Annotated in this window: 18 protein-coding genes; 11 read left to right on the forward strand and 7 right to left on the reverse strand. The window is 73.6% G+C overall.

All coding sequences use genetic code 11. From position 1 onward, the window contains the following. Positions 1–90: 90 nt before the first annotated feature. The 4 genes from ACZ3J7_RS38005 to ACZ3J7_RS38020 form a co-directional block, all read right to left on the reverse strand. Positions 91–498, reverse strand: coding sequence for a DUF4259 domain-containing protein (locus tag ACZ3J7_RS38005; protein ID WP_465627867.1), 408 nt, complete (start codon positions 496–498; stop codon positions 91–93). Positions 499–629: 131 nt separating this feature from the next. After that, positions 630–2,552: a hypothetical protein gene (locus ACZ3J7_RS38010; protein WP_465627869.1), complete on the reverse strand. Its 1,923-nt coding sequence runs from the start codon at positions 2,550–2,552 to the stop codon at positions 630–632. Between the two features lie 110 nt (positions 2,553–2,662). Then, complete coding sequence (locus tag ACZ3J7_RS38015) at positions 2,663–3,427, reverse strand: TetR/AcrR family transcriptional regulator (protein ID WP_465627871.1); 765 nt, start codon at positions 3,425–3,427, stop codon at positions 2,663–2,665. Positions 3,428–3,535: 108 nt separating this feature from the next. Continuing rightward, a complete protein-coding gene (locus ACZ3J7_RS38020) occupies positions 3,536–4,114 on the reverse strand; it encodes an NUDIX hydrolase (RefSeq protein ID WP_465627873.1) in 579 nt (192 codons plus the stop codon). A 130-nt stretch (positions 4,115–4,244) separates the two neighbouring features. On the opposite strand from ACZ3J7_RS38020, the gene ACZ3J7_RS38025 reads away from it, so the two are divergent. Then, positions 4,245–4,583: a hypothetical protein gene (locus ACZ3J7_RS38025; protein ID WP_465627875.1), complete on the forward strand. Its 339-nt coding sequence runs from the start codon at positions 4,245–4,247 to the stop codon at positions 4,581–4,583. A gap of 26 nt (positions 4,584–4,609) precedes the next feature. After that, a complete protein-coding gene (locus ACZ3J7_RS38030; protein WP_465627877.1) occupies positions 4,610–5,839 on the forward strand; it encodes a serine hydrolase domain-containing protein in 1,230 nt (409 codons plus the stop codon). Positions 5,840–5,967: 128 nt separating this feature from the next. Here the strand turns inward: ACZ3J7_RS38030 and ACZ3J7_RS38035 are convergent, their stop codons facing one another. Beyond that, the gene (locus ACZ3J7_RS38035; protein ID WP_465627879.1) at positions 5,968–6,294 is read right to left on the reverse strand and encodes a nuclear transport factor 2 family protein; all 327 of its coding nucleotides are present in this window, start codon (positions 6,292–6,294) and stop codon (positions 5,968–5,970) included. Positions 6,295–6,452: 158 nt separating this feature from the next. Between ACZ3J7_RS38035 and ACZ3J7_RS38040 the strand changes: the two genes are divergently transcribed. Together ACZ3J7_RS38040 and ACZ3J7_RS38045 are read left to right on the forward strand one after the other, a co-directional pair. Beyond that, complete coding sequence (locus ACZ3J7_RS38040; RefSeq protein WP_465627881.1) at positions 6,453–6,881, forward strand: DUF6325 family protein; 429 nt, start codon at positions 6,453–6,455, stop codon at positions 6,879–6,881. A 7-nt stretch (positions 6,882–6,888) separates the two neighbouring features. After that, positions 6,889–7,275 carry an SHOCT domain-containing protein gene (locus ACZ3J7_RS38045; RefSeq protein ID WP_465627883.1) on the forward strand — a complete coding sequence of 129 codons (387 nt, stop codon included), beginning with the start codon at positions 6,889–6,891 and terminating at the stop codon, positions 7,273–7,275. Positions 7,276–7,303: 28 nt separating this feature from the next. On the opposite strand, the gene ACZ3J7_RS38050 is transcribed toward ACZ3J7_RS38045, so the two are convergent. Next, complete coding sequence (locus ACZ3J7_RS38050) at positions 7,304–8,347, reverse strand: terpene synthase family protein (protein ID WP_465627885.1); 1,044 nt, start codon at positions 8,345–8,347, stop codon at positions 7,304–7,306. A 274-nt stretch (positions 8,348–8,621) separates the two neighbouring features. Here ACZ3J7_RS38050 and ACZ3J7_RS38055 point away from each other — a divergent pair, with 274 nt between their 5' ends. The 7 genes from ACZ3J7_RS38055 (at position 8,622) to ACZ3J7_RS38085 (ending at position 19,196) form a co-directional block, all read left to right on the forward strand. Continuing rightward, positions 8,622–11,576: an ATP-binding protein gene (locus ACZ3J7_RS38055; RefSeq protein ID WP_465627887.1), complete on the forward strand. Its 2,955-nt coding sequence runs from the start codon at positions 8,622–8,624 to the stop codon at positions 11,574–11,576. Positions 11,577–11,679: 103 nt separating this feature from the next. Continuing rightward, positions 11,680–12,750 (forward strand): aldose epimerase family protein, encoded by a 1,071-nt coding sequence (locus ACZ3J7_RS38060; protein WP_465627889.1) that lies wholly within the window; start codon positions 11,680–11,682, stop codon positions 12,748–12,750. 303 nt (positions 12,751–13,053) lie between these two features. Beyond that, positions 13,054–14,337 (forward strand): extracellular solute-binding protein, encoded by a 1,284-nt coding sequence (locus ACZ3J7_RS38065; RefSeq protein ID WP_465627891.1) that lies wholly within the window; start codon positions 13,054–13,056, stop codon positions 14,335–14,337. Positions 14,338–14,444: 107 nt separating this feature from the next. Beyond that, complete coding sequence (locus ACZ3J7_RS38070; protein WP_465627893.1) at positions 14,445–15,395, forward strand: carbohydrate ABC transporter permease; 951 nt, start codon at positions 14,445–14,447, stop codon at positions 15,393–15,395. Positions 15,396–15,445: 50 nt separating this feature from the next. Continuing rightward, complete coding sequence (locus ACZ3J7_RS38075) at positions 15,446–16,345, forward strand: sugar ABC transporter permease (protein WP_465627928.1); 900 nt, start codon at positions 15,446–15,448, stop codon at positions 16,343–16,345. A gap of 54 nt (positions 16,346–16,399) precedes the next feature. Next, positions 16,400–18,127, forward strand: coding sequence for a glycoside hydrolase family 13 protein (locus tag ACZ3J7_RS38080; protein ID WP_465627895.1), 1,728 nt, complete (start codon positions 16,400–16,402; stop codon positions 18,125–18,127). A 25-nt stretch (positions 18,128–18,152) separates the two neighbouring features. Beyond that, complete coding sequence (locus tag ACZ3J7_RS38085) at positions 18,153–19,196, forward strand: LacI family DNA-binding transcriptional regulator (protein WP_465627897.1); 1,044 nt, start codon at positions 18,153–18,155, stop codon at positions 19,194–19,196. A gap of 94 nt (positions 19,197–19,290) precedes the next feature. Here the strand turns inward: ACZ3J7_RS38085 and ACZ3J7_RS38090 are convergent, their stop codons facing one another. Beyond that, positions 19,291–21,240 carry an AMP-dependent synthetase/ligase gene (locus ACZ3J7_RS38090; protein ID WP_465627899.1) on the reverse strand — a complete coding sequence of 650 codons (1,950 nt, stop codon included), beginning with the start codon at positions 21,238–21,240 and terminating at the stop codon, positions 19,291–19,293. Positions 21,241–21,247: the final 7 nt, after the last annotated feature.

Genomic DNA, 21,247 nt, shown 5'->3' on the forward strand with positions numbered 1-21,247 from the left:
TTCTTCGGTCGTCACAACCCGAATGCTGGACACCCTTCCTGCATGTCCGAAGCAGAACCAGCAAAGCCAGCTGACTTCGGAACTACTCGTCTAGCTGTCGAGGAGGGCCGCGCGCAGGGCGGTGACGGCGGCGCGCCAGTCGGCGGACAGCTCGGTCTCGTCCCAGAGTTCGGCCAGCTCGGACTCCTCGGCCAGGACGCGCTCCACCGCGACGACCGCGAGCGGGCGCAGGTCGACGAGCGGGGGCAGCGGCTGCTGCGGGCCGTACGCGGTGGTGACCGGCTCGCCGCCCGGGCACTGGGACGCGACCAGCGCGGCGGCGGCGAGGGCCGGCGCGCCCACGTCGGAGTCGAGGTAGTCGTCCGCCGTGGCCCCGGCCGCCTCGGCGAGGGCCGCGCGGACCAGCGCCGCGCGCTCCTCGGGGGCGGCGTCGTCCAGGCTGCCGCCGAAGTCGGCGGCGGTGTCGTTGTCGAAGTGGCCGATGTCCCAGGCGCCCATGGTGTCCTCCTGCGGTGTGGTGGTGCGAGGAGCTTCGCAGGGGGCGCTGACAGCGGTCGGGCGGTGCGCGGCGTGCGGCGGGTTCGAGCCCGCGGTTCCCCGGGCCCCTCGGAGGGGCCCGGGGGCGGGGCCTAGCCAAAGGGGCTGGCCGGGGGCGGGGTCTGGGGCGCGGCGGCGGGGGCCGGGGCGGCCGGGGGCGGGGTGGTCTGGGCGAAGGGGTTGAAGTCCGGCGGGGGGACCTTGACCAGGCGGCCCTTGGTCGGGTCGGCCTCCTCCGGTTCCTCGGCGGGCGCGGCGGCGGTGGCGGCGCTGGGGGCCGGGGGTGCGAAGGGGTTGAAGTCCGGCGGCGGGACCTTGACCAGGCGGCCCTTCTTCGGGTCGGCCTCCTCCGGTTCGGCGGTGGTGGCCGGGGACGGGACCAGGGGCGGGGCGCTCGGGCGGGGCGGGATGGCGCCGGGGGCCGCGCCCGCGGACGGGGAGGTCACGGTGCCGAAGGGGTCGGCGGGCTCGGAGGAGAGCGTCGTCCCGAACGGGTCGGCCGCCGCCGGGCGCGCGGCCGGGGCGGGAGCCACCGGGGCAGGGGCCGGGGTGGCGGCGGGCGCGGGGGCGGCCGGGGGCGGGGTGGTCTGGGCGAAGGGGTTGAAGTCCGGCGGGGGGACCTTGACCAGGCGGCCCTTGGTGGGGTCGGCCTCCTCCGGTTCCTCGGCGGGCGCGGGCGCCGGGGCGGCGAACGCGTCCGCGGAGGCGAGCACCGGGGAGGCGGTCGCCTGCGCGGGCAGGTCGCCCGGGGCCGGGGTGCCGAACGGGTTGAAGTCGGACGGCGGCACCCGGACCGCCGTGCCCGACGGGCTGTCGGCCGGCTCGGGCGCGGCGGTGACCGGCACCTGCGCGGGCGGGGCGGGCGGGGTGGCGGGCGCGGCCTGGGCGGGCACCGGGACGGGGGGCGCGACCGGCGGCGCGGCGGGGGGCGCGGCCGGGAAGGCCCGGCCGACCGGGACCGGGGCCGGGGCGACCGAGACGCCGTCCCAGGCGAGTTGGACGGTGCAGAGCAGGTCCGCGAACACGGTGGTGTACGCGTTCCAGTCCTCGGAGTCCGAGGTGGTGAGCTGGACGGTCAGCACGGTGGCGCCGTCCGGCATCGGGATGAACGCCTCGACCACGGTGCTCAGCACGTGGCCGTTCGGGTTCTCGTCCCGCAGCTCCTTCAGGGTCGGGACCACCCGGGTCTCCACCAGCAGCGCCGCCGGGCCGGCCGGCAGCAGCACCGTCCACACCTCGGCGTACGGGCGCTCGGTGGACAGGTCGACCGCCAGCTCCTGGATCGGCTGCGCGCATTGGACGGTCGACACCACCAGCGACACCCGGGAGCGCCGGCCGTCCAGCAGCAGCGCGCCGACGCCCGCGTAGGCGACGTCCGCCGCCGCGAACTGCTCGGCGAGCAGCGCGGCCACCACCGCGAAGTCGTTGCGCTCGGCCGGCGAACCGCCCGAGAACACCTCCTCGGCGGTCTCCGCCAGGTGCGCGGACAGCGCGTTGCCCGAGCCGCGGACGGTCAGGGTGTGGAACGCGGACGGCACCACCAGTCGGGCCTCCACCCCCGAACCGGTCGACAGCTCGTCGGGCGCGACGGTCACCCGCGGCTCCGCGAGCGCCGCCAGCGCCGGGGTGAACCCGGCCAGGCCGTCGCCCTCCAGGCCGGTCGGCTCGACGTGCAGGCGCAGCGCCGAGGCCGACGACAGGTCGCCCAGACCCAGCGCGGAGGCGCCGAAACGGCTGGTCAGCACCGGGACGGCCTCGCGGCCGGCGGCGGCGTTCGGACGGCGGAGGCTGGACACCTCGACGACGGTGCCGAGCTTCGGCACGGCCAGCAGACCGGGGCCGATCTGGCTGATCCGCAGACCGAACAGGGCCTTGGCGGCCGGGTGTTCGGACCGGCGGAACGCGGTCAGCGCGGCGGCCTGGTAGTGAGTGGCGCGGCTGCCGAGAAGTGCGGCGCACGCCGCGTCCAGCGTGGCCGTGATCCGGTCTGCGGCGGCGAAGCCGTCCTGCGTCATTCGCCGAGCCCCCTCGTTCTCGGGTGTGGACAGTTCAGCCACTTTTTATCAGACCCGGACGGCAGGGGCGGCGGGTTGGCCGGGGGACGGTCCGTGGGGAGAGGGCCCGGCTATTCGGTGAGGCGGAGCAGCGGCGCGGCGAGCTCCGGGGCGGTGAAGGTGGCGGCGAGGTCGCGCAGCAGGAGCGCGGTCGGTCCGTCGGGGCGCTCGGTGGCGAAGAACCCGCCGAGCAGACCCGCGAGTTCGGGGTCGCGGGTGGCGGTGACGGCCAGCGCGGCGACCAGCTCCTGGACGAGCTGGAGCTGCAGGGTCTCCACCGGGACGGGCTTGTCGGCGAGCCAGTCCAGCGAACTGATCTCGGCGTTGGCGATCCAGGCGCGGACGGTCCGGCGCAGGGTCGGACTCGGGTCGGGGACGCCCAGGTGCCGCAGGATCTGCTCCTGCGCGGCGCGCCGCACCTGGTCGATGACGGCGTCCGCGTCCGGGCTGGCGGCGACCGAACCGCCGCGCAGCAGGGCGGTGAAACCGGCCGCGTGGGACTGCACGAAGTCCAGGTAACGGCCCATCACGCGGAGCAGCCGCTCGGAGAGCGGCCCCTCGCCCGGCTCCTCGAAACGGCCGGCCAACTCGCGCCCGGCCCGGCGCAGCGCCTCCTCGTACAGGGCCTGCTTGCCCGGGAAGTAGTGGTACACCAGCGGGCGGGAGGCCCCCGCCGCGGCGGCGATGTCGTCGATCGAGACGTCCTCGGGGGCGCGGTCCGAGAAGAGCTGCAGGGCGACGGCGATGAGCTGTTCGCGGCGCTCGTCGACGCTCAGCCGGCGGCGGGGCGCGCGTTCCGCTGCGCGGGGGGTGGCGGACGGCGTACGGGGGGCCATGCGGCTCACCCTAGTTCTTCGGTCCGGGGCGGCACGAGCCGACCGGCGGGCTCCGGGGTCCCGCCGGGGTCCGGTGGCGGGATCCGGTGGCGGGGTCCCGCGGTGCGGTCAGTCGGCGGGGCGGAGGGCGAGGTAGCGGCGGTAGGCCTCGCGGCCGTCGGGGACGAAGTCCCAGGTGGTGAGGCGCTCGGCGAGTTCGGCCTCGGTCAGCCAGTCGTACCAGGCGACTTCGGACCGCTGGGGGTCGACCGGGCCGTCCCAGACCGCCTCGTGGACGTCGGACCACCAGCTGTAGCGGTCGCCGTCGGTGTAGAGGAAGCGGAAGAGCGGGCGGGTGCGGACGCCGGTGACGCCGAGCTCCTCCTCGGCCTCGCGGACGGCGGCCTCGGCGTAGCCCTCGCCGGCGCCGACCACGCCGCCGACGAAGCAGTCGTGGGCGCCGGGCGCGAAGGCCTTGGTGTCGGTGCGGCGGTGGGTGAAGATCCGGCCCTGCGGGTCGCGGACCAGGACGAAGACGCAGCGGTGGATCAGGCCGTCGCGGTAGACCTCGGAGCGGGGGGCGGTGCGCAGTACGCGGTCGTGCTCGTCGACCACGTCGAGGACCTCGTCGAGGTCGGTCGCGGGGGAGTCGGGGGCTTCGGTGGTCTCGGGGTGCTCGGTGGTCTCGGGGTGCTCGGGGTTCTCCATGTCGGCCATTGTGGGGGCCGCGGTGGGGCGGGCGGTGTGGGGACGGCGTCACCCGAAAGAGTTGGTATACGTATGGGTTCGGCCGGGAATGACCCGGTCGGACCGTCAGTCCCCTTCCTGAGGAGCAGAGTTGAAGAACCGCGCCGCCGTCCTGTCCGTCGCCGCCGCCCTGGTCGCGCTCGCCACCGCGCTGCCCGCCTCGGCGGCCCCCGCGCCCGCCGCCAAGTCCGTCCGCTCGGGCCTGGACTGCAGCACCTGGATCCACAACAACGACCCGCTGTACGGAGGCGTCGACTGCACGAACAACACCGGCTCCCCGGTCACCTTCCACGCCGACATCGTCTGCGGCTGGGCGCCGGACGTGACGGGCAACTCGGTGACCGCCTGGCCCGGCCAGACCCAGGAGTCCTCCGGCCACTGCGCGATCTACTCGTCCGGCATCGGCCACATCGGGTGGACGGTGGAGTGACGCCCCTGGGTGTCTAGGGTGGGCGGGTGGAGAACCAGCAGATCCAGGGGTACGTGGCGGACGGCTTCGAGCCGGTCCGGGAGGCGTTCGCGGGCAACTTCCGGCTGTACGGGGAGTTGGGCGCGGCCTTCGCGCTGTACCTCGACGGGCGGAAGGTGGTCGACCTGTGGGGCGGCGACGCCCGGCCGGAGGTCGGGGCCCGGCCGGCCCCGGCGGTCGGCTGGGAGGAGGGGACGGCGCAGGTGCTGCGCTCCGTCACCAAGGGCCTGACCGCCGCCGCCGCGCTGCACCTCGCCCAGCGCGGGCTGCTCGACCTGGACGCACCGGTCGCCGCGTACTGGCCGGAGTTCGCGCGGGCCGGGAAGGAGCGCGTCCCGGTGCGCTGGCTGCTCTCGCACCAGGCCGGGCTGCCCGCGCTCGACGTGCCGCTGCGGATCGAGGACGTGCTGGCCTGGGAGCCGGCCGCCGCGGCCGTCGCCGCCCAGGCACCCGCCTGGGAGCCCGGCACCGCGCACGGGTACCACCCGCTGACCTTCGGCTGGCTGGTGGGCGAGGTGGTCCGACGGGCCGGCGGCCGCAGCGTGGGGCGGTACTTCGCGGAGGAGATCGCCGACCCGCTCGGCCTCGACCTGTGGATCGGCCTGCCCGCCGCCGCGTCCGGCCGGGTCGGCCGGCTGGTCGACCTGCCCGCCCCCGAGGCCGCCAAGCTCGCGCCGGGCGGGATGCGGATGCGCCCCAAGCAGTCCGTGCTGGACGCCTACCGGGATCCGCTCTCGCTGACCGCCCGCGCGTTCGGCTCGGTGCGCAGCAGCGTCGACCTGAACGACCCGGCGGTGCAGGCCGTCGAGGTGCCGGGCGCGGGCGGGATCGGCACCGCCCGCTCGCTGGCCCGGTTCTACGCGGCGCTGATCGGCGCCGCCGACCGGGCCGACGCGCCCGGGCAGCGGCTGCCCGCGCTGTTCGCCCCCGGCGCGCTGGCCGAGGCGGCCGGGCCCTCGGTGCAGGGGCCGGACCGGGTGCTGATCGTCAACACCGCCTTCGGCCAGGGCTTCTTCCGGCACGGCGGCACCTCGCCGATGGCCTCCCCGGCGAGCTTCGGGCACCCCGGCCGGGGCGGCTCGCTGGGCTTCGCCGACCCCGGGCTCGGCATCGGCTTCGGCTACGTCACCAACGGCATGCAGCCGGGCGTCACCGGGGACGTCCGCTCCCGGGCGCTGATCGCCGCCGTCCGGCAGTGCCTGGCGGCGCGCGGCTGAGCGGGGGAGGGGGAGGAGCAGGGGGAAGGGGACACCCGCGCGGCGTGGGGCCGGGCGGGTGCGGGGTGGAAGCGCCCGGCGTGGTGCGCCGGTGCCGGCCGCGGGGCGGCCGGCTGGTGGGGCGGGGGTCAGGCCTGGCCGGTTTCGAAGTGGCTGACCCGGCCGTCCGGGGTGACGGTGAAGCGCCAGGCGGTGCGCATCTCGCCCCAGGTGTCGTTGCGGTAGTCGGCGACCAGGGCGCGGCCGCCGGACTTCTCGGTCTGGACCTCGATGTGGCCGTGCGAGGAGAAGATCTCGCGGTCGACCCAGTCGGCGAGGTCGCGTTCGGAGCCGTCGTCGGACATCGTGGCGTCCTCGGTGAGGACGGCGAAGAAGGCCTCGCGGTCACCGGAGTTGACGGCGCCGAGCAGGCGGCGGACGGCCGGGTCGGAGAGTTTGTCGACGGCGATGGTCATGGCGGGCGGGCTCCTCGGGTCCGGATGGGCGGATGGTGTCTCGACGGGACCACGGCCCGCCGTCGGCCGCCACCGGACCGGTCCGCTGCCCGGGCCGTCGGGTGAATCGTGTGATTTGATCCCGGTATGAGGGATTCGTGCACGGAAGGGAGCCCCTGATGGGACCGGCCGAACTGCTCGTCCTGACCTTTCCCGAGGCGACCATCAGCACCGAGGCGGCCACCGCGCTGGTCCGGCTGCGGGACGCCGCCGGGGTCCGGGTGATCGACTCGCTGGCGGTGGTGCGGGACGCGGAGGGCGAGGCGACCTACGCGGAGCTCGCCGACTTCGCGCACCTGCGGGGGGTCGAGGGTCTGGACGCCGAGGAGCTGCCGCTGATCGGGCCGGAGGACGCCCAGGAGGTGGCCGAGCTGCTGGAGCCCGGCAGCGCGGCGCTGATCGTGCTGATCGAGCACCTGTGGGCGCAGGAGGCGGCGGCCGCGCTGCGCGCGGTCGGCGGGCGGATCGCCTCCGGGGTGCGCATTCCGCCGGAGAACATCGAAGAGGCCGTCCGCGCCGCCGAGGCGCGCGTCGCCGCGGGAGAGTGAGGACGCCGTGTTCCGACCGATGAGGCCGATCCGGCCGGTCCGGGTGGTCCGCCCGGTGGGGCGCCCGCTCGCCCGGGGGCTGTTGGTGGGCGGTGCCGCGTACGCCGCGGGGCGGGCCGGGGCGCGCCGGTCCGCGAACGAGCAGGACCAGGACCAGGCGATCGCCGAGCTGCAGGCCGAGCAGCAGCAGGCCGTCCAGCAGCAGCAGCAGCCCGTTCAGCCGTCGCCGCAGCAGGCGTACGCGCCGCCGGCCGCCGCGCCGGCCGCGCCGGCCGCGCCCGCCGGGGGCGGGGAGGACGTGGCGAGCAAGCTGAACCAGTTGGCGCAGCTGGTGCAGCAGGGGCTGCTCACCCCGGAGGAGTTCGCCGCCGCGAAGGCCAGGCTGCTGTCCTGAGCGCCGCGCGGGCCCGGGCGGCCGGTCGTCACCACAGCTGGTCCCACCACCAGGCGATCTCGGGGTAGGGCGGCGGGGTGAGCCGGCCGTCGGCGGGCCGCTCGGCGCGGGCGGCGGGCGGGCGGGCGCCGGGCGGGCGCTCGGTGTAGCGGGCGGAGGTGAAGCCCCACTCCAGGTTGCCGCTCACCAGGTTGGACAACTGCGTGATGTAGCGCCGCAGTTCGGCCCCGGCGCGGCGGGAGGTGCGGTCCGCGAGGCGGAGGAACAGGCACATGGTGCGGTCGTGCAGGGCGGCGGCCTCCTGCAGGGCCCGTTCCCGGTCGCAGCCGAGGTGGCGCTGGAGGGCGTCGACGATGTTGCTCTCCAGTGCGCCGTGGTCGTCCTCGCGGCGGTAGGAGTAGACGTCGGCCGCGATCAGGACCAGGAACTTGGCGGCCTCGGTGAGCGCGTGCACCCGGGGCGAGTCCAGTTGGGACTGCGGGATGGCGGTGCGCTCGCAGACCTCGATGATCTCGATGCAGGAGCGGCTGCCGCGGTCCAGCGGGCCGATGGTCAGGTACTCGGAGAGCGTCATCGGCCGCCGCTCGGCGCGGAACGCCACCACGGCGGCGGCCCCCATGAAGGACTCCAGCTGGCTGTCGGCCCAGCGCTTCACGGAGAGCGCAGGGGCCCAGGAGCGGGCCCGGTCGAACACGTCGCGGACCGAGGCGACGTAGAGGTCGGACTCGTTCGGGTGGGAGTGTGCGGAGTTGATAACAGCGAGTAGCGTGGCTGCTATGGTGAGTACCCGGGAAGGGTCCCGGCTGAGCACGCCGGTGTCCCACTCGTCGTCCAGGGTGAGCATGCTGCACAGCCACTGGGAGGCGAGTTCCAGTCCGGTCGTCCCGTCGGCGTCCTTGGCGATCCGGCAGACGAATTCGTGCGCGCCGATGGCGAGCAGGCGCTGTCGGCGTTCCGCGTCCGCCGCGAATCCCATGGTTTCGAGCCAGAGTTCGGTGCTCTTTCCGACGGCTTCGTGGGCGGGGTGCAGGCCGGACGGGATCGGGCAGAACAGCGGGGGTATTGCAGCCAACGTGTCTCCAGGGCAGCCTGTTACCGGTGAGGCGCGAATGGGGGTGCGCGACCCGGGCGATGGCCTTCCCTCCCGAAGATCGACTACACCTTCGCGGCTCGAAAGTTATCCGATCGGATCGTCAGATGTCAGGGCTGGTAAGGCATTTGCCCGGGGCATGGCCTTCTAACCCTGCGTCAACCGCCCCTGCCTGCACGAACGCCGCCCGCGCGGCCCGCGACGGCGCTAAGGTCGGGAACGGAGAGCCGGACGGTGAGGCGGAGGGACGACGGACGTGGCCGAAGAGCAGAACGGGCCGCAGGGGCGGGAGGCCGAAGCGAATGCGTTCGGCCAGCGGCTGTGGGAACGCGAGCACGAACTGCGTTCCGTCGAGCAGGCCGTGGAGAAACTGTGCCGGGAATTCGCCGCGGGCGGACTGAAGATCGGCGAACTGCTGGTCTTCTCCGGTTCCCCGGGCATCGGCAAGACCTCCATGCTGGAACAGGTCCGCCGGATCGCCGGCGCCCGCCAGGACTCCACCGTGCTGTTCGCCCGGGGCAGCGAGCGCCAGCGCAAGGAGCCGTTCCGGGTGCTGCGGCAGCTGCTCCTGCCGGTGCTCAGCGACCTGGCCGAGGCCGAGCACAAGGAGGTGTTCGGCAGCTGGGAGAACATCGTCGCGCCGGCCATCGGCCTGGCCCCGCCGTCCGACGAGATCGAGCGGATCGACCCGCAGAGCGTCCGCGACGGCCTGGACTTCGTCATCACCCAGCTCGCGCCCCGGCGCGCCCCGCTGGTGGTGATCGTCGACGACCTGCACGCCGTCGACCAGGAGTCGCTGACCTGGCTGGCCTCCTTCGCGGTGCGCGCCCGCGAACTGCCCGTGCTGCTGGTCTTCGCCTACCGGCACGAGTTCGAGGAGGAGGCCCGGGTCCTCGCCACGCAGATCGAGGAACGGGCCGCCCGCAGGCACGAGCTGCTGCCGCTCAACCCGGTGTCGGTGGCCGCCATCGTGCACGGCGAGTTCGCCGAGGCCGACGACGCGTTCTGCCGCCAGGTCTGGGCGGTCACCGCCGGTGCCCCGTACGACACCGTCGCGCTGCTGCGCGAGGTCCGCGACCAGAACCTCGAACCGGTCGAGGAGAACTCGCCCCGGCTGCGCGACCTGGCCGCGGCCGCCCGCGGGCAGGGCCGCGACTACTGGCTGGACAAGCTCGGCATCACCGTCATCCGGTTCGCCTGGGCGGCCGCCCTGCTCGGCACCGAGATCCGGCAGGACGTGGCCGCCGCGATCTGCGCCCAGGGCCCCGCGCAGGCCGACGAGTCGATCCGGGTGCTGCGCCGGATGCGGGTGCTGACCAGCCAGCCCGACGGCAGGCTGGAGTTCGTCCACCCGCTGATCGCCACCTCGATCTACCAGTCGATCCCGCCCAGCACCCGCACCGGCATGCACGGCATGGCCGCCACCGTGATCGAGAACAGCGGCGGCTCGCTGCTGTCCGCCTCCCGCCACCTGCTGGAGACCCACCCCGGCGAGGGCGACGACGCGATGGTGCGCAAGCTGCGCCGGGCCGCCGCCGAGAACCTCGCCATCGGCGCGCCGGAAGCCGCCCGCCGCTGTCTGGAGCGCGCCCTGAACGAGCCGCCGGACGAGGAGGACCAGGCCGAGGTGCTGTACGAACTCGCCTGCGCCAGCCTGCTCACCGACCCCGGCGCCACCGCCAACCAGCTGCGCCGCGCCATCGACATGGAGCCCGGCCTCAGCCCCGACCTGCGGGTCGAGGCGGTGTTCCGGCTCTCCGAGGTGATCGCCCACAGCGGCGACCTGAGCGCCGCCGCCGCCCTCTGCCTGGACGAGTCCGAGCGCGCCCCCGAGGGCCCGGGCCGGGTCCGGCTGCTGGTCGCGCACCTGCTGTACACCGCGCTCCAGCGGGACGAGGAGAACGGCCCCGAACGCGCCGCCCGGGTCCGCCGGCTGGTCGAGGAGGTCGACCCGGACAGCGAGGCCGCCCGGCCCGTCCGCGCCCTCTACGCCTGGGACCTCACCCTGCAGGGCGGCAGCAGCACCGAGGCGCTGCGGGCCGCCGAGGCCGCGCTGGTCGACGGCCGGCTGCCGCGCAGCCTCGGCTGGACCAACACCACCTGGAACTTCGAACTGCCCGCGCTGCTCGGCCTCTGCTTCGCCTACAACGACGAACTCGGCCGCGCCGAGAAGCTGTTCAGCTCCGCCATCCTGGAGTTCGAGATCGCGGGCTGGAGCGGCGGCCACCGCGGCTTCGCCTACTTCCTGATGGGCTACGCCCGGCTGCGCCGGGGCTTCCTCCCGGAGGCCGAGGACTTCCTGCGCCGCGGCCTGCGGATCGCCGACCGGATGGGCGTCGGCCTGCCGCTGACCTGGAACCTGGTCGGCGCGCTGATCGACACCCTGCTCGCCCGCGGCCGCGACCACGAGGCCTGGGAGGTCGCGGTCAAGTACCGCTTCCTGCCGCCGTACCACCAGACCGCGCTGCTGCTGCCGGACGTCGCCACCATCTACGGCAAGCTGCTGATCTCGCGCGGCGACCACGCGATGGCGGTCGAGGTGCTGGCCGAGACCGGCACCCGGCTGGACAAGCGCGGCTGGCGCTCGACCGTGCACGCCCCGTGGGCCGGCTACCTGGCGGTCGCGATGGCCGGGCTCGACCTGCCGTCGGCCCGGAAGAACGGCGACGACGCGGTGGCCCGGGCCCGGGAGTCCGGCTCGCCGTCCGCGATCGGCACCGCGCTGCGGCTGGCCGCCAGCGTCTGGGAGGGCGGCCACGCGGTCGAACTGCTGCAGGAGGCGGTCGGCTGGCTGGGCCGTTCCCCGGCGAGCTACGAGCACGCGCACGCGCTGGTCGACCTGGGAGCCGCGCTGGTGCTGGTCGGCCGCAGCCTGGAGGCCGCGGAACACCTGTACCAGGGCATGGAGCTGGCCAAGCACTGCGGTGCCGACGGCCTTGAGGTGCGGGCCCGCAACGTGCTCGCCTCGGCCGGGCTGCAGCCCAGCCGCCCGCAGGCCCCGGCGAAGGACACCCTCAACCCGCAGGAGCTCGCGGTCGCCCGGCTCGCGGTGCGCGCGCTGCCGCCGCAGCGGATCGCCGAGGAGCTGCAACTCCCGCTGGGGATCGTCAAGCAGCGGCTGGCCGCCGTCCACCGCAAGCTCGGCACCGGTCCGGAGGGGCTGGCGGACGCGCTCGGGTTCTCCACCGACGGCTCCGAGCAGGGCGGCTGACGGTCCGGTCGATCGGTTCGGCGCGCGGGGCGGGTCGCCGGTCCGCGCGCCGGGGCGGGCTACGCTGACCGAGCAGGGTGATCACGAACCGAGGAGCAGCCCCATGACCGCGCCGGCCGAGTCCACCGAGGTGCGCCGGGCACCGTACGACCACTCCGGAGCCGGGATGGGTCTGGAGCGCTGGACGCTGCGGTCCGGCCCCGTCGAGGCCAGTGTGATCACGCTGGGCGCCGCGCTGCACACCCTGACCGCGCCGGACCGGGCCGGCACCCCCGCCCAACTGCTGCTGACCAGCGAGGACGTGGGCACCCTGCTCGGCCCGGCCAAGCACTACGGGGTCACCGTCGGCCGGTACGCCAACCGGATCGCGGACAGCCGGATCACCGTCGACGGCGTGGACCACCGGCTGCTGCCCACCGGCCACGGCGTCACCCTGCACGGCGGCCCCGACTCCTTCTCGCACCGGGTCTGGGACGCCGAGGAGATCCCCGGCGGGGTCCGGATGCACCTGCACTCGCCCGACGGCGACCAGGGCTTCCCGGGCGCGCTGGACGTCTGGGTGGACTTCACCCTCACCGGCTCCGACCTGGCCATCTCCTACCGGGCGGTGACCACCAAGCCGACCGTGCTGAACCTCACCAACCACGCCTACTTCAACCTGGCCGGCGAGGGCCGCGGCGACGTGCTCGGCCACCTGCTGACCGTCGACGCGGACGCCTACACCCCGGTCGACGAGCGGCAGGTCCCGTACGGCCCGTACGAGCCGGTGGCGGACACCCCGTTCGACTTCACCACCGCCCGGCCGATCGGCGAGCGGATCCGGGACGGGCACCCGCAGCTGAAACTTTCGCGCGGCTACGACCACAACTGGGTGCTGCGCGAGCGTCCCGCGGACGGGCCGCCGGTGCGGGCCGCGCTGCTGGCGGACCCGGACAGCGGGCGGACGCTGGAGGTGCTGACCACCGAGCCCGGCATTCAGGTGTACACCGCTAACGGCTTCGACGGCGCGGTCACCGGCCCGTCCGGGACGGCCTACGGCCTGCACGCCGGGGTGGCGCTGGAGACCCAGCACCACCCCGACTCGCCGCACCAGCCCGGGTACCCGTCGACCGAGCTGCGGCCGGGGCGGGAGTTCCGCTCCACCACCGTGCTGCGGCTGGGCACCGACGGCTGATCCGCCCCTGACCGGAGGAGCCCCCGGGAGCGCTGCTCCCGGGGGCTCTTCCGTGCCCGCCGACTGCAAGGAGTTTCCGCAAGGCGACGGATGGTCAAGACGCGCGACGGCAACTCTAAGGACACGTGGACGTAACGATCCCCGTCACCTTGCAGAAACTTACTGCAAGGACTTTCAGCAACGCTCGCCGCGCTGTTACGTTCCTGCTCAAGCCCGGCGGCCGCAACGGCGCAGTCGGCTTCGGACAGCCATTATGCGCCGTCCTCCTCCATCTCGGGCACCCCCACCTTTCTAGGAGTTTCCATGCGGCGTGGCATCGCGGCCTCCGCTCTCGTTGCGGCTCTGGCGGTCACCATGGCGGCTTGCAGCAGCAGCGGCTCCGGCTCGGACGCCAAGGGCGACGGCGGACCGGTCACCATCACCTACTGGGACACCTCGAACGCGACCAACGAGGCCCCGAACTACCAGGAGCTGGTCAAGAAGTTCGAGGCCGCGAACCCGAACATCAAGGTCAACTTCGTCAACGTGCCGTTCGACACGGCGCAGAACAAGCTGCAGACCGCGATGGGCGCCAAGGGCGCGCCGGACGTCTTCCGCGCCGAGGTGGGCTGGACCTCCGCCTTCGCCAAGGCCGGCTACCTGGAGCCGCTGGACGGCACCCCCGCGCTGACCGACGCGGCCGCCTTCCAGCCCTCGCTGATCCAGCAGGCCAAGTACGCGGGCAAGACCTACGGCGTCCCGCTGGTCACCGACACCCTCGCCCTGATGTACAACAAGGAGCTCTTCGCCAAGGCCGGCATCACCGCCGCCCCCACCACCTGGGACGAGCTCAAGGCCGACGCCGCGCAGCTGAAGGAGAAGGCCGGCGTCGACGGCTTCTGGCTGAAGGCCGCGGACGGCTACTACGCCATGCCGTTCCTGTACGGCGAGGGCACCAACATGGTGGACGCCGCCGGCAAGAAGATCACCGTCAACTCGGCCGAGGCCGCCAAGGCCATCGACACCTACAAGTCGATGTTCACCTCGCCCGGCACCGTGAAGGCCGACGTCACCACCGACGCCTACGCCCACATGATGGACGCCTTCAACAACGGCAAGGTCGCCGCGATCGTCCAGGGTCCCTGGGAGGTCACCAACGTCTACAAGGGCGCCGCCTTCGCCGACAAGAAGAACCTCGGCATCGCGGCCGTCCCGAACGGCTCGACCGGCAAGGGCGGCGCCCCGACCGGCGGCCACAACGTCTCGGTCTACGCCGGCTCCGACGCGGCCCACAAGGCCGCCGCCGAGAAGCTCGCCGGGTTCCTGACCTCCGCCGAGAGCCAGACCGCCCTCGCGCTGAAGAACGGCACCCTGCCCACCCGCAGCGACGCCTACACCGCCGAGGTCAAGGCCAATCCCGGCATCGCCGACTTCCAGGCCGTGCTGAGCTCCGCCCAGCCGCGTCCCGAGCTGCCCGAGTACGCCTCGCTGTTCGGCTCCTTCGGCACCAACCTCGGCAAGATCGTCCAGGACCAGTCGGACGTCAAGACCGGCCTCGACGCCACCGCGACCGACTACGCGAAGCTCCTGCCGGACTTCAAGAAGTAATCGGATCGGCCGCCCGGCCCACACCTGACAGTGGGCCGGGCGGACCCGTCAGACCCCCCAGCAGTCGCCGAGGCAGGCGGCGGACCTCCCGGAGAAGGTGTCAACCCATGGCAGTTGCGGTCGCACAGCGCATCAGGCTGTCGTACTCGAAGTACTGGTACGCGTACGCGATGATCGCGCCGGTCGTGATCGTCCTCGGGGTGCTGGTCGGGTACCCGCTGGTGCGCGGCGTCTACCTGACCCTGACCAACGCCACCAGCCTGAACGTCGGGCGGCAGATCGGGGTCAACCACATCCCCGACAGCTTCGACTTCGTCGGGCTGGACAACTACGCGGACGTGCTCTGGGGGCCGACCGCCTACGACCGGTTCTGGTCGCACTTCATCTGGACCGTCGCCTGGACCGCGATCTGCGTCGTCCTGCACTACGGCATCGGGCTCGGCCTGGCGCTGCTGCTCAACCGGAAGATGCGCGGCCGCGGCCTGTACCGGCTGGTGCTGATCCTGCCCTGGGCGGTGCCGACCTTCGTCACCGTCTTCTCCTGGCGGCTGATGCTCGCCGACGGCGGCGCCGTCAACGGCCTGCTCGGCTTCCTGCACCTGCCCGAACCCGGCTGGCTCTCCGACCCGCTGGCGCAGAAGGCCGCCGCGATCCTGGTCAACACCTGGGTCGGCGTGCCGTTCATGATGATCTCGCTGCTCGGCGGACTCCAGTCGATCCCGCAGGAGCTGTACGAGGCCGCCGAGATGGACGGCGCCAGCGCCTGGCAGCGCTTCCGCCACGTCACCCTGCCCGGCCTGCGGACCGTCTCCTCCACCGTCGTGCTGCTCGGCGTGATCTGGACCTTCAACCAGTTCGCCGTCATCTTCCTGCTGTTCGGCTCCGGCGCCCCCGACGCGCAGATCCTGGTCACCTGGGCCTACCGCCTCGGCTTCGGCCAGCAGCCGTCCGACTACGCGCAGTCCGCGACCTACGGGATCCTGCTGCTGTCGATCCTGGTCGTCTTCACCAGCTTCTACCGCCGTTGGCTGGCCCGGAACGAGAAGGCCAACGGATGAGCACCCCGACCGCTCCGCAGACCGAGGACCACGAGCAGGCAGGCAGCCCCATGACACTCACCGCCGACCGCCCCGCCGCCGAGGCGGCCACCGCCAAGCGCCCCGCCAAGGTCCGCCGGCGCGGCCAGTCCTCCCCGCTGGCGGCCGTGCTCTCGCACGGCGCGCTGATCCTCGCCAGCCTGGTCGCGCTGTTCCCGGTGGTGTACATCGCGTACATCTCGCTCGGGCCGGACGACAACGACTACCTGCACCCGGCGAAGATCTTCGACAAGATGACCTTCGCCAACTACGGCAAGGTGATGGGCGACACCGGGTTCTTCACCTGGTTCGGCAACTCGGCGATCGTGGCCGGCGGCACCACCCTGATCGGCGTGCTGATCGCCGCCTCCACCGGCTACGCGGTCTCCCGGATGCGCTTCCCCGGCTACCGCCAGCTGATGTGGACCCTGCTGGTCACCCAGATGTTCCCGATCGCGGTGCTGATCGTGCCGATGTACTACATCCTGTCCAACCTCGGCCTGCTGGACAGCTACAGCGGCCTGATCATGGTCTACTCGGCCACCACGGTGCCGTACTGCGCCTGGCTGCTGAAGGGCTACTTCGACACCATCCCGATGGAGATCGACGAGGCCGGCCGGGTCGACGGGCTCTCCCCGATCGGCACCTTCTGGCGGCTGATCCTGCCGCTGGCCCGCCCGGGCCTGGCGGTGGCCGCGTTCTACTCGTTCCTCACCGCCTGGGGCGAGGTCGCCTACGCCTCGACCTTCATGCTCTCGTCCGACAAGTACACGCTGGCGGTCGGCCTGTCCTCGTTCGTCAGCGAGCACGACCACCAGTGGCAGCTGATGGCCGCCACCTCGGTGCTGATCGCCATCCCCGCCGCGGTCGTCTTCTACCTGGTGCAGCGCCACCTGGTCACCGGCCTGACGGCCGGCGCCGCGAAGTCCTGACCCAGCGCCACCTCCCGCACGTCACTTCCACAGCCTCCGAGGGATGACTGTCCAATGACCCAGAACCTGGCCGACGCCTCCCGGTCCGCCGTTCCCGCCGCCGTTCCCGCCGCCCGGACGACTGCCGCGAACGACGCCGCCAGAGGCGGCTGGTGGCGGGACGCGGTCATCTACCAGGTGTACCCGCGCAGCTTCGCCGACGGCAACGGCGACGGCATGGGCGACCTGCCCGGCATCCGCAGCCGGCTGCCCTACCTGCGCGACCTGGGCGTGGACGCGGTGTGGCTCTCGCCGTTCTACGCCTCCCCGCAGGCCGACGCCGGCTACGACGTGGCCGACTACCGGGCCGTCGACCCGATGTTCGGCACCCTGTTGGACGCCGACGCGCTGATCCGCGACGCCCACCAGCTGGGCCTGCGGATCATCGTCGACCTGGTCCCCAACCACTCCTCCGACCGGCACGAGTGGTTCCAGCGCGCGCTGCGCGAGGGCCCCGGCTCCCCGCTGCGCGAGCGCTACCACTTCCGCCCCGGCAAGGGCGAGAACGGCGAACTGCCGCCCAACGACTGGGAGTCCATCTTCGGCGGCCCCGCCTGGACCCGCACCACCGACCCGGACGGCACCCCCGGCGACTGGTACCTGCACCTGTTCGCCCCCGAGCAGCCCGACTTCAACTGGGACAACCCGGCCGTCGCCGACGAGTTCCGCTCCATCCTGCGGTTCTGGCTCGACATGGGCGTCGACGGCTTCCGGATCGACGTCGCCCACGGCCTGGTCAAGGCGCCCGGCCTGCCCGACCTCGGCAGCCACGACCAGCTCAAGCTGCTCGGCAACGACGTCATGCCGTTCTTCGACCAGGACGGCGTGCACGCCATCTACCGCAGCTGGCGGCAGATCCTCGACGAGTACCCCGGCGACCGGATCGGCGTCGCCGAGGCCTGGACCCCGACCGTCCAGCGCACCGCCAACTACGTCCGCCCCGACGAGCTCCACCAGGCCTTCAACTTCCAGTACCTGGGCACCGGGTGGGACGCCGCCGCGCTGCGCGAGGTGATCGACGTCTCGCTCGACTCGATGCGCCCCGTGCAGGCCCCCACCACCTGGGTGCTCTCCAACCACGACGTCACCCGGCACGCCACCCGGTTCGCCAACCCGCCCGGCCTCGGCACCCAGATCCGCACCCCCGGCGACCGCGCCCTCGGCCTGCGCCGGGCCCGCGCCGCCAGCCTGCTGATGCTCGCGCTGCCCGGATCCGCGTACGTCTACCAGGGCGAGGAGCTCGGCCTGCCCGACGTCACCGACCTGCCCGACGAGGTCCGCCAGGACCCGTCCTTCTTCCGGCAGGCCGGCCAGGACGGCTTCCGCGACGGCTGCCGGGTCCCGATCCCGTGGTCCGGCACCGAGGCCCCCTACGGCTTCGGCCCGCACGCGGGCGGCCCCAGCTGGCTGCCGCAGCCCGCCGAGTGGGCCCGGCTGTCCGTCGAGGTCCAGACCGGTGACCCGACTTCGACGCTGGAGCTCTACCGCTCCGCGCTCGCCGTCCGCCGGGCCCAGCCCGCGCTCGGCGCCGGCACCGCCGTCGAGTGGCTGCCCGCCCCCGAAGGGGTGCTGGCCTTCCGGCGCGAGGCCCCCGAAGGGTCGTTCGTGTGCACGGTGAACACCACCGGCGAGCCGGTCCGGATCCCCGCGCCCGGCCGCCTGCTGCTCGCCTCCACCGAGACCGCCGTGGCCGAGAACGACGTCGAACTCCCGGCCGACAGCACCGCGTGGTGGGCGGTCTGACGTGGTTGCAATAGGCTCTGGGATCGTGACTACGGCGCGACTCTCCGACATCGCGGCGCAGGCGGGGGTCAGCGAAGCCACCGTCAGCCGCGTCCTCAACGGCAAGGCGGGCGTCTCCGCGACCACCCGGCAGACCGTCCTGGCCGCACTCGACGTGCTCGGGTACGAACGGCCCACCCGGCTGCGCCAGCGCAGCGCCGGGCTGATCGGCCTGATCACCCCGGAACTCAGCAACCCCATCTTCCCCGCCCTGGCCCAGGTCATCGAACAGGTGCTCAGCCGGCACGGCTACACGCCGGTGCTCTGCACCCAGACCCCCGGCGGCTCCACCGAGGACGAACTGGTGGAGATGCTGGTCGAACGCGGCGTGGCCGGCATCGTGTTCGTCTCCGGACTGCACGCCGACACCACCGCCGACCACGACCGGTATGCCAAACTCACCGGCCGGCAGGTGCCGTTCGTCCTGATCAACGGCTACAGCGAGAAGATCGCCGCGCCGTTCATCTCCCCGGACGACCGGGCCGCCATGCAGATGGCCGTCCAGCACCTGGTCGAACTCGGCCACGAGAAGATCGGCCTCGCGGTCGGCCAGAAGCGGTACGTGCCGGTGCTGCGCAAGATCGAGGGCTTCACCGCGGCGCTGCGCCAGCTCACCGGGCGCACCGCCGAGCAGGCCGAGGAACTCGTCCACCACACCCTGTTCAGCGTGGAGGGCGGGCACGCCGCGGCGCAGGCACTGCTCGACAAGGGCTGCACCGCGATCGTCTGCGGCTCCGACATGATGGCGCTCGGCGCGATCCGGGCGGTGCGCCAGCGCGGGCTCTCGGTGCCGCAGGACGTCTCGGTGGTCGGCTTCGACGACTCGCCGTTGATAGCGTTCACCGAGCCGCCGCTGACCACCGTCCGCCAGCCGGTCGAGGCGATGGCCACCGCCGCCGTCGACGCCCTGCTGGAGGAGGTCGGCGGGAACCCGGCGCAGCGCTCCGAGTTCATGTTCCAGCCCGAACTGGTGATGCGCGGCTCGACCGGGTCAGGTCCGCGCAACGGCAACGGCAACGGCAACGGCTGAGGCACCGGCGTCGGCTTCGGCGACGGCTGAGGTGTCGGGTCCGGTCCGGCCCCCGGGAGGCTGCTCCTCCCGGGGGCCGTTCCGCTGCCCGCCCTCAGGCGTAGAGCTGCTCGATGTCGCGGCGGTAGGCGGTGCTGACGGCCTGCCGGCGGACCTTCAGCGAGGGCGTCAGCAGGCCGCGCTCCTCGGTGAAGTCGCCCGCCACCACCCGGATCCGGCGGATCGACTCGGCCCGGGAGACCGTCGAGTTGACGCCCCGGACGGCCTCGGCGAGCGCGCCCAGCACCGCGTGGTGCACCGGGACCGCGCTGCCGATGCCGAGGTCGACGGTGCTCCCGCCGCCGCCGTCGGGCTGCTCGGCGGGCGGGGTCGGGGTCCGCGGCCGCAGTTCGAGGAAGTGCTCGACCGCCTCCGGGTCCAGGGTGAGCAGCGCGGCCACGTACGGGCGGCCGTTGCCGACCACCAGGGCCTGGCTGACCAGCGGGTGGGCGCGCAGCCGGTCCTCCAGCGGGCCCGGTGAGACGTTCTTGCCGCCGGAGGTCACCAGGATCTCCTTCTTGCGGCCGGTGACGGTCAGGTAGCCGTCCTCGTCCAGCCGGCCCAGGTCGCCGGTGGCGAACCACTGCGGGCGCGGCTGCCGCGGCGCCCCCAACTCGTAGTAGCCGTCGAACACCTGGCCGCCGCTCAGGAACACCTCGCCGTCCGCCGCGATCCGCACCGCGCCGCCCGGCACCGGCGGGCCCACCGTGCCCGGGCGCGGCCGCAGCGGCGGGTTCACCGTGGACGGGCCGCTGCTCTCGGTCAGCCCGTAGCCCTCGTACACCAGCACCCCGGCGCCGGCGAAGAACAGCAGCAGCTCCGGGTCGATCGACGAGCCGCCGCTGATCGCGTACCGCACCCGGCCGCCCATCGCCGCCCGCACCCGCCGGTACACCAGCGCGTCGTACAGGGCGTGCGCCATCCGCAGCGCGGGCGACGCGGGCCGGCCCTCGCCCGCGAGCGCCGCCAGCTCGGCCCGGGCGTAGCGCACCGCCACCTCGGCCGCCCGGTCGAACACCCGCACCGCGCCCTTCGCCTGCGCCTCGGCCCGCCCCAGCTGGTGGATCTTCTCGAACAGGTACGGCACCCCGACCAGGAAGGTCGCGCCGAACGAGGCCAGGTCGGGCCGGAGTTCGGCCGGCTTCAGGGACGGGCTGTGGCCGATCCGGATCCGGCCGTACACGCAGGTCACCTGGATCATCCGGCCCAGCACGTGCGCCAGTGGCAGGAACAGCAGGGTGCACGGCGGCTCGCCGGTCACCTCGGCGAAGACCGGTTCCAGCAGGGCGTGGCAGTTCGCCGCCTCGGTGAGGAAGTTGCCGTGGGTGAGCCGGCAGCCCTTGGGGCGGCCGGTGGTGCCCGAGGTGTAGATCAGCGTTGCCTCGTCGTCCGGCCCCAGGGCCGCCCGGCGGCGCACCAGTTCCTCGGCCGGGACGGCCGCGCCGAGCTCGGCCAGCCGGTCGAGGGCGCCCTCGTCCAGCCGCCACAGCGGGACTCGGCCGCCGGTGCGGGCGATCGCCACCGTCAGCGCCTCGGCGGTGCCGGCGTCCTCCGCGACCGCCAGCACCGGGGCGGAGTCCCGGACGATCCACTCCGCCTGCTCGACCGAGGAGGTCGGGTAGACCGGCACCACGCAGGCGCCGGCCGCCCAGGCGGCGAAGTCCAGCAGGGTCCACTCGTACCTGGTCCGCGACATCAGGACCAGGCGGGCGCCCGGGCGGACCCCGACCGCGATCAGGCCGCGGGCCAGTGCGGCGACCCGCTCGGCGAACTCGCGGGCCGTCACGTCCCGCCAGGTGCCGCCGGGCTGACGTGCCGTCAGGACGACGGCGTCCGGGGCCTGTTCGGCGTTGCGGAACGGCAGGTCGGCGAGGCTGCCGCGGTCGGGCGGCGGTACCAGGTGGGCGGTCCGGGCCTCGACGACCCGGCCGTCAGCGCGGCGCACCTCGACGGGCGGAGGAGCGAGGCGGCCGCCGCGCGCGGCACGGGCGAGGGGGTGTGCCATGAGCGAA

The organism is Kitasatospora sp. NPDC015121, assembly GCF_055562955.1.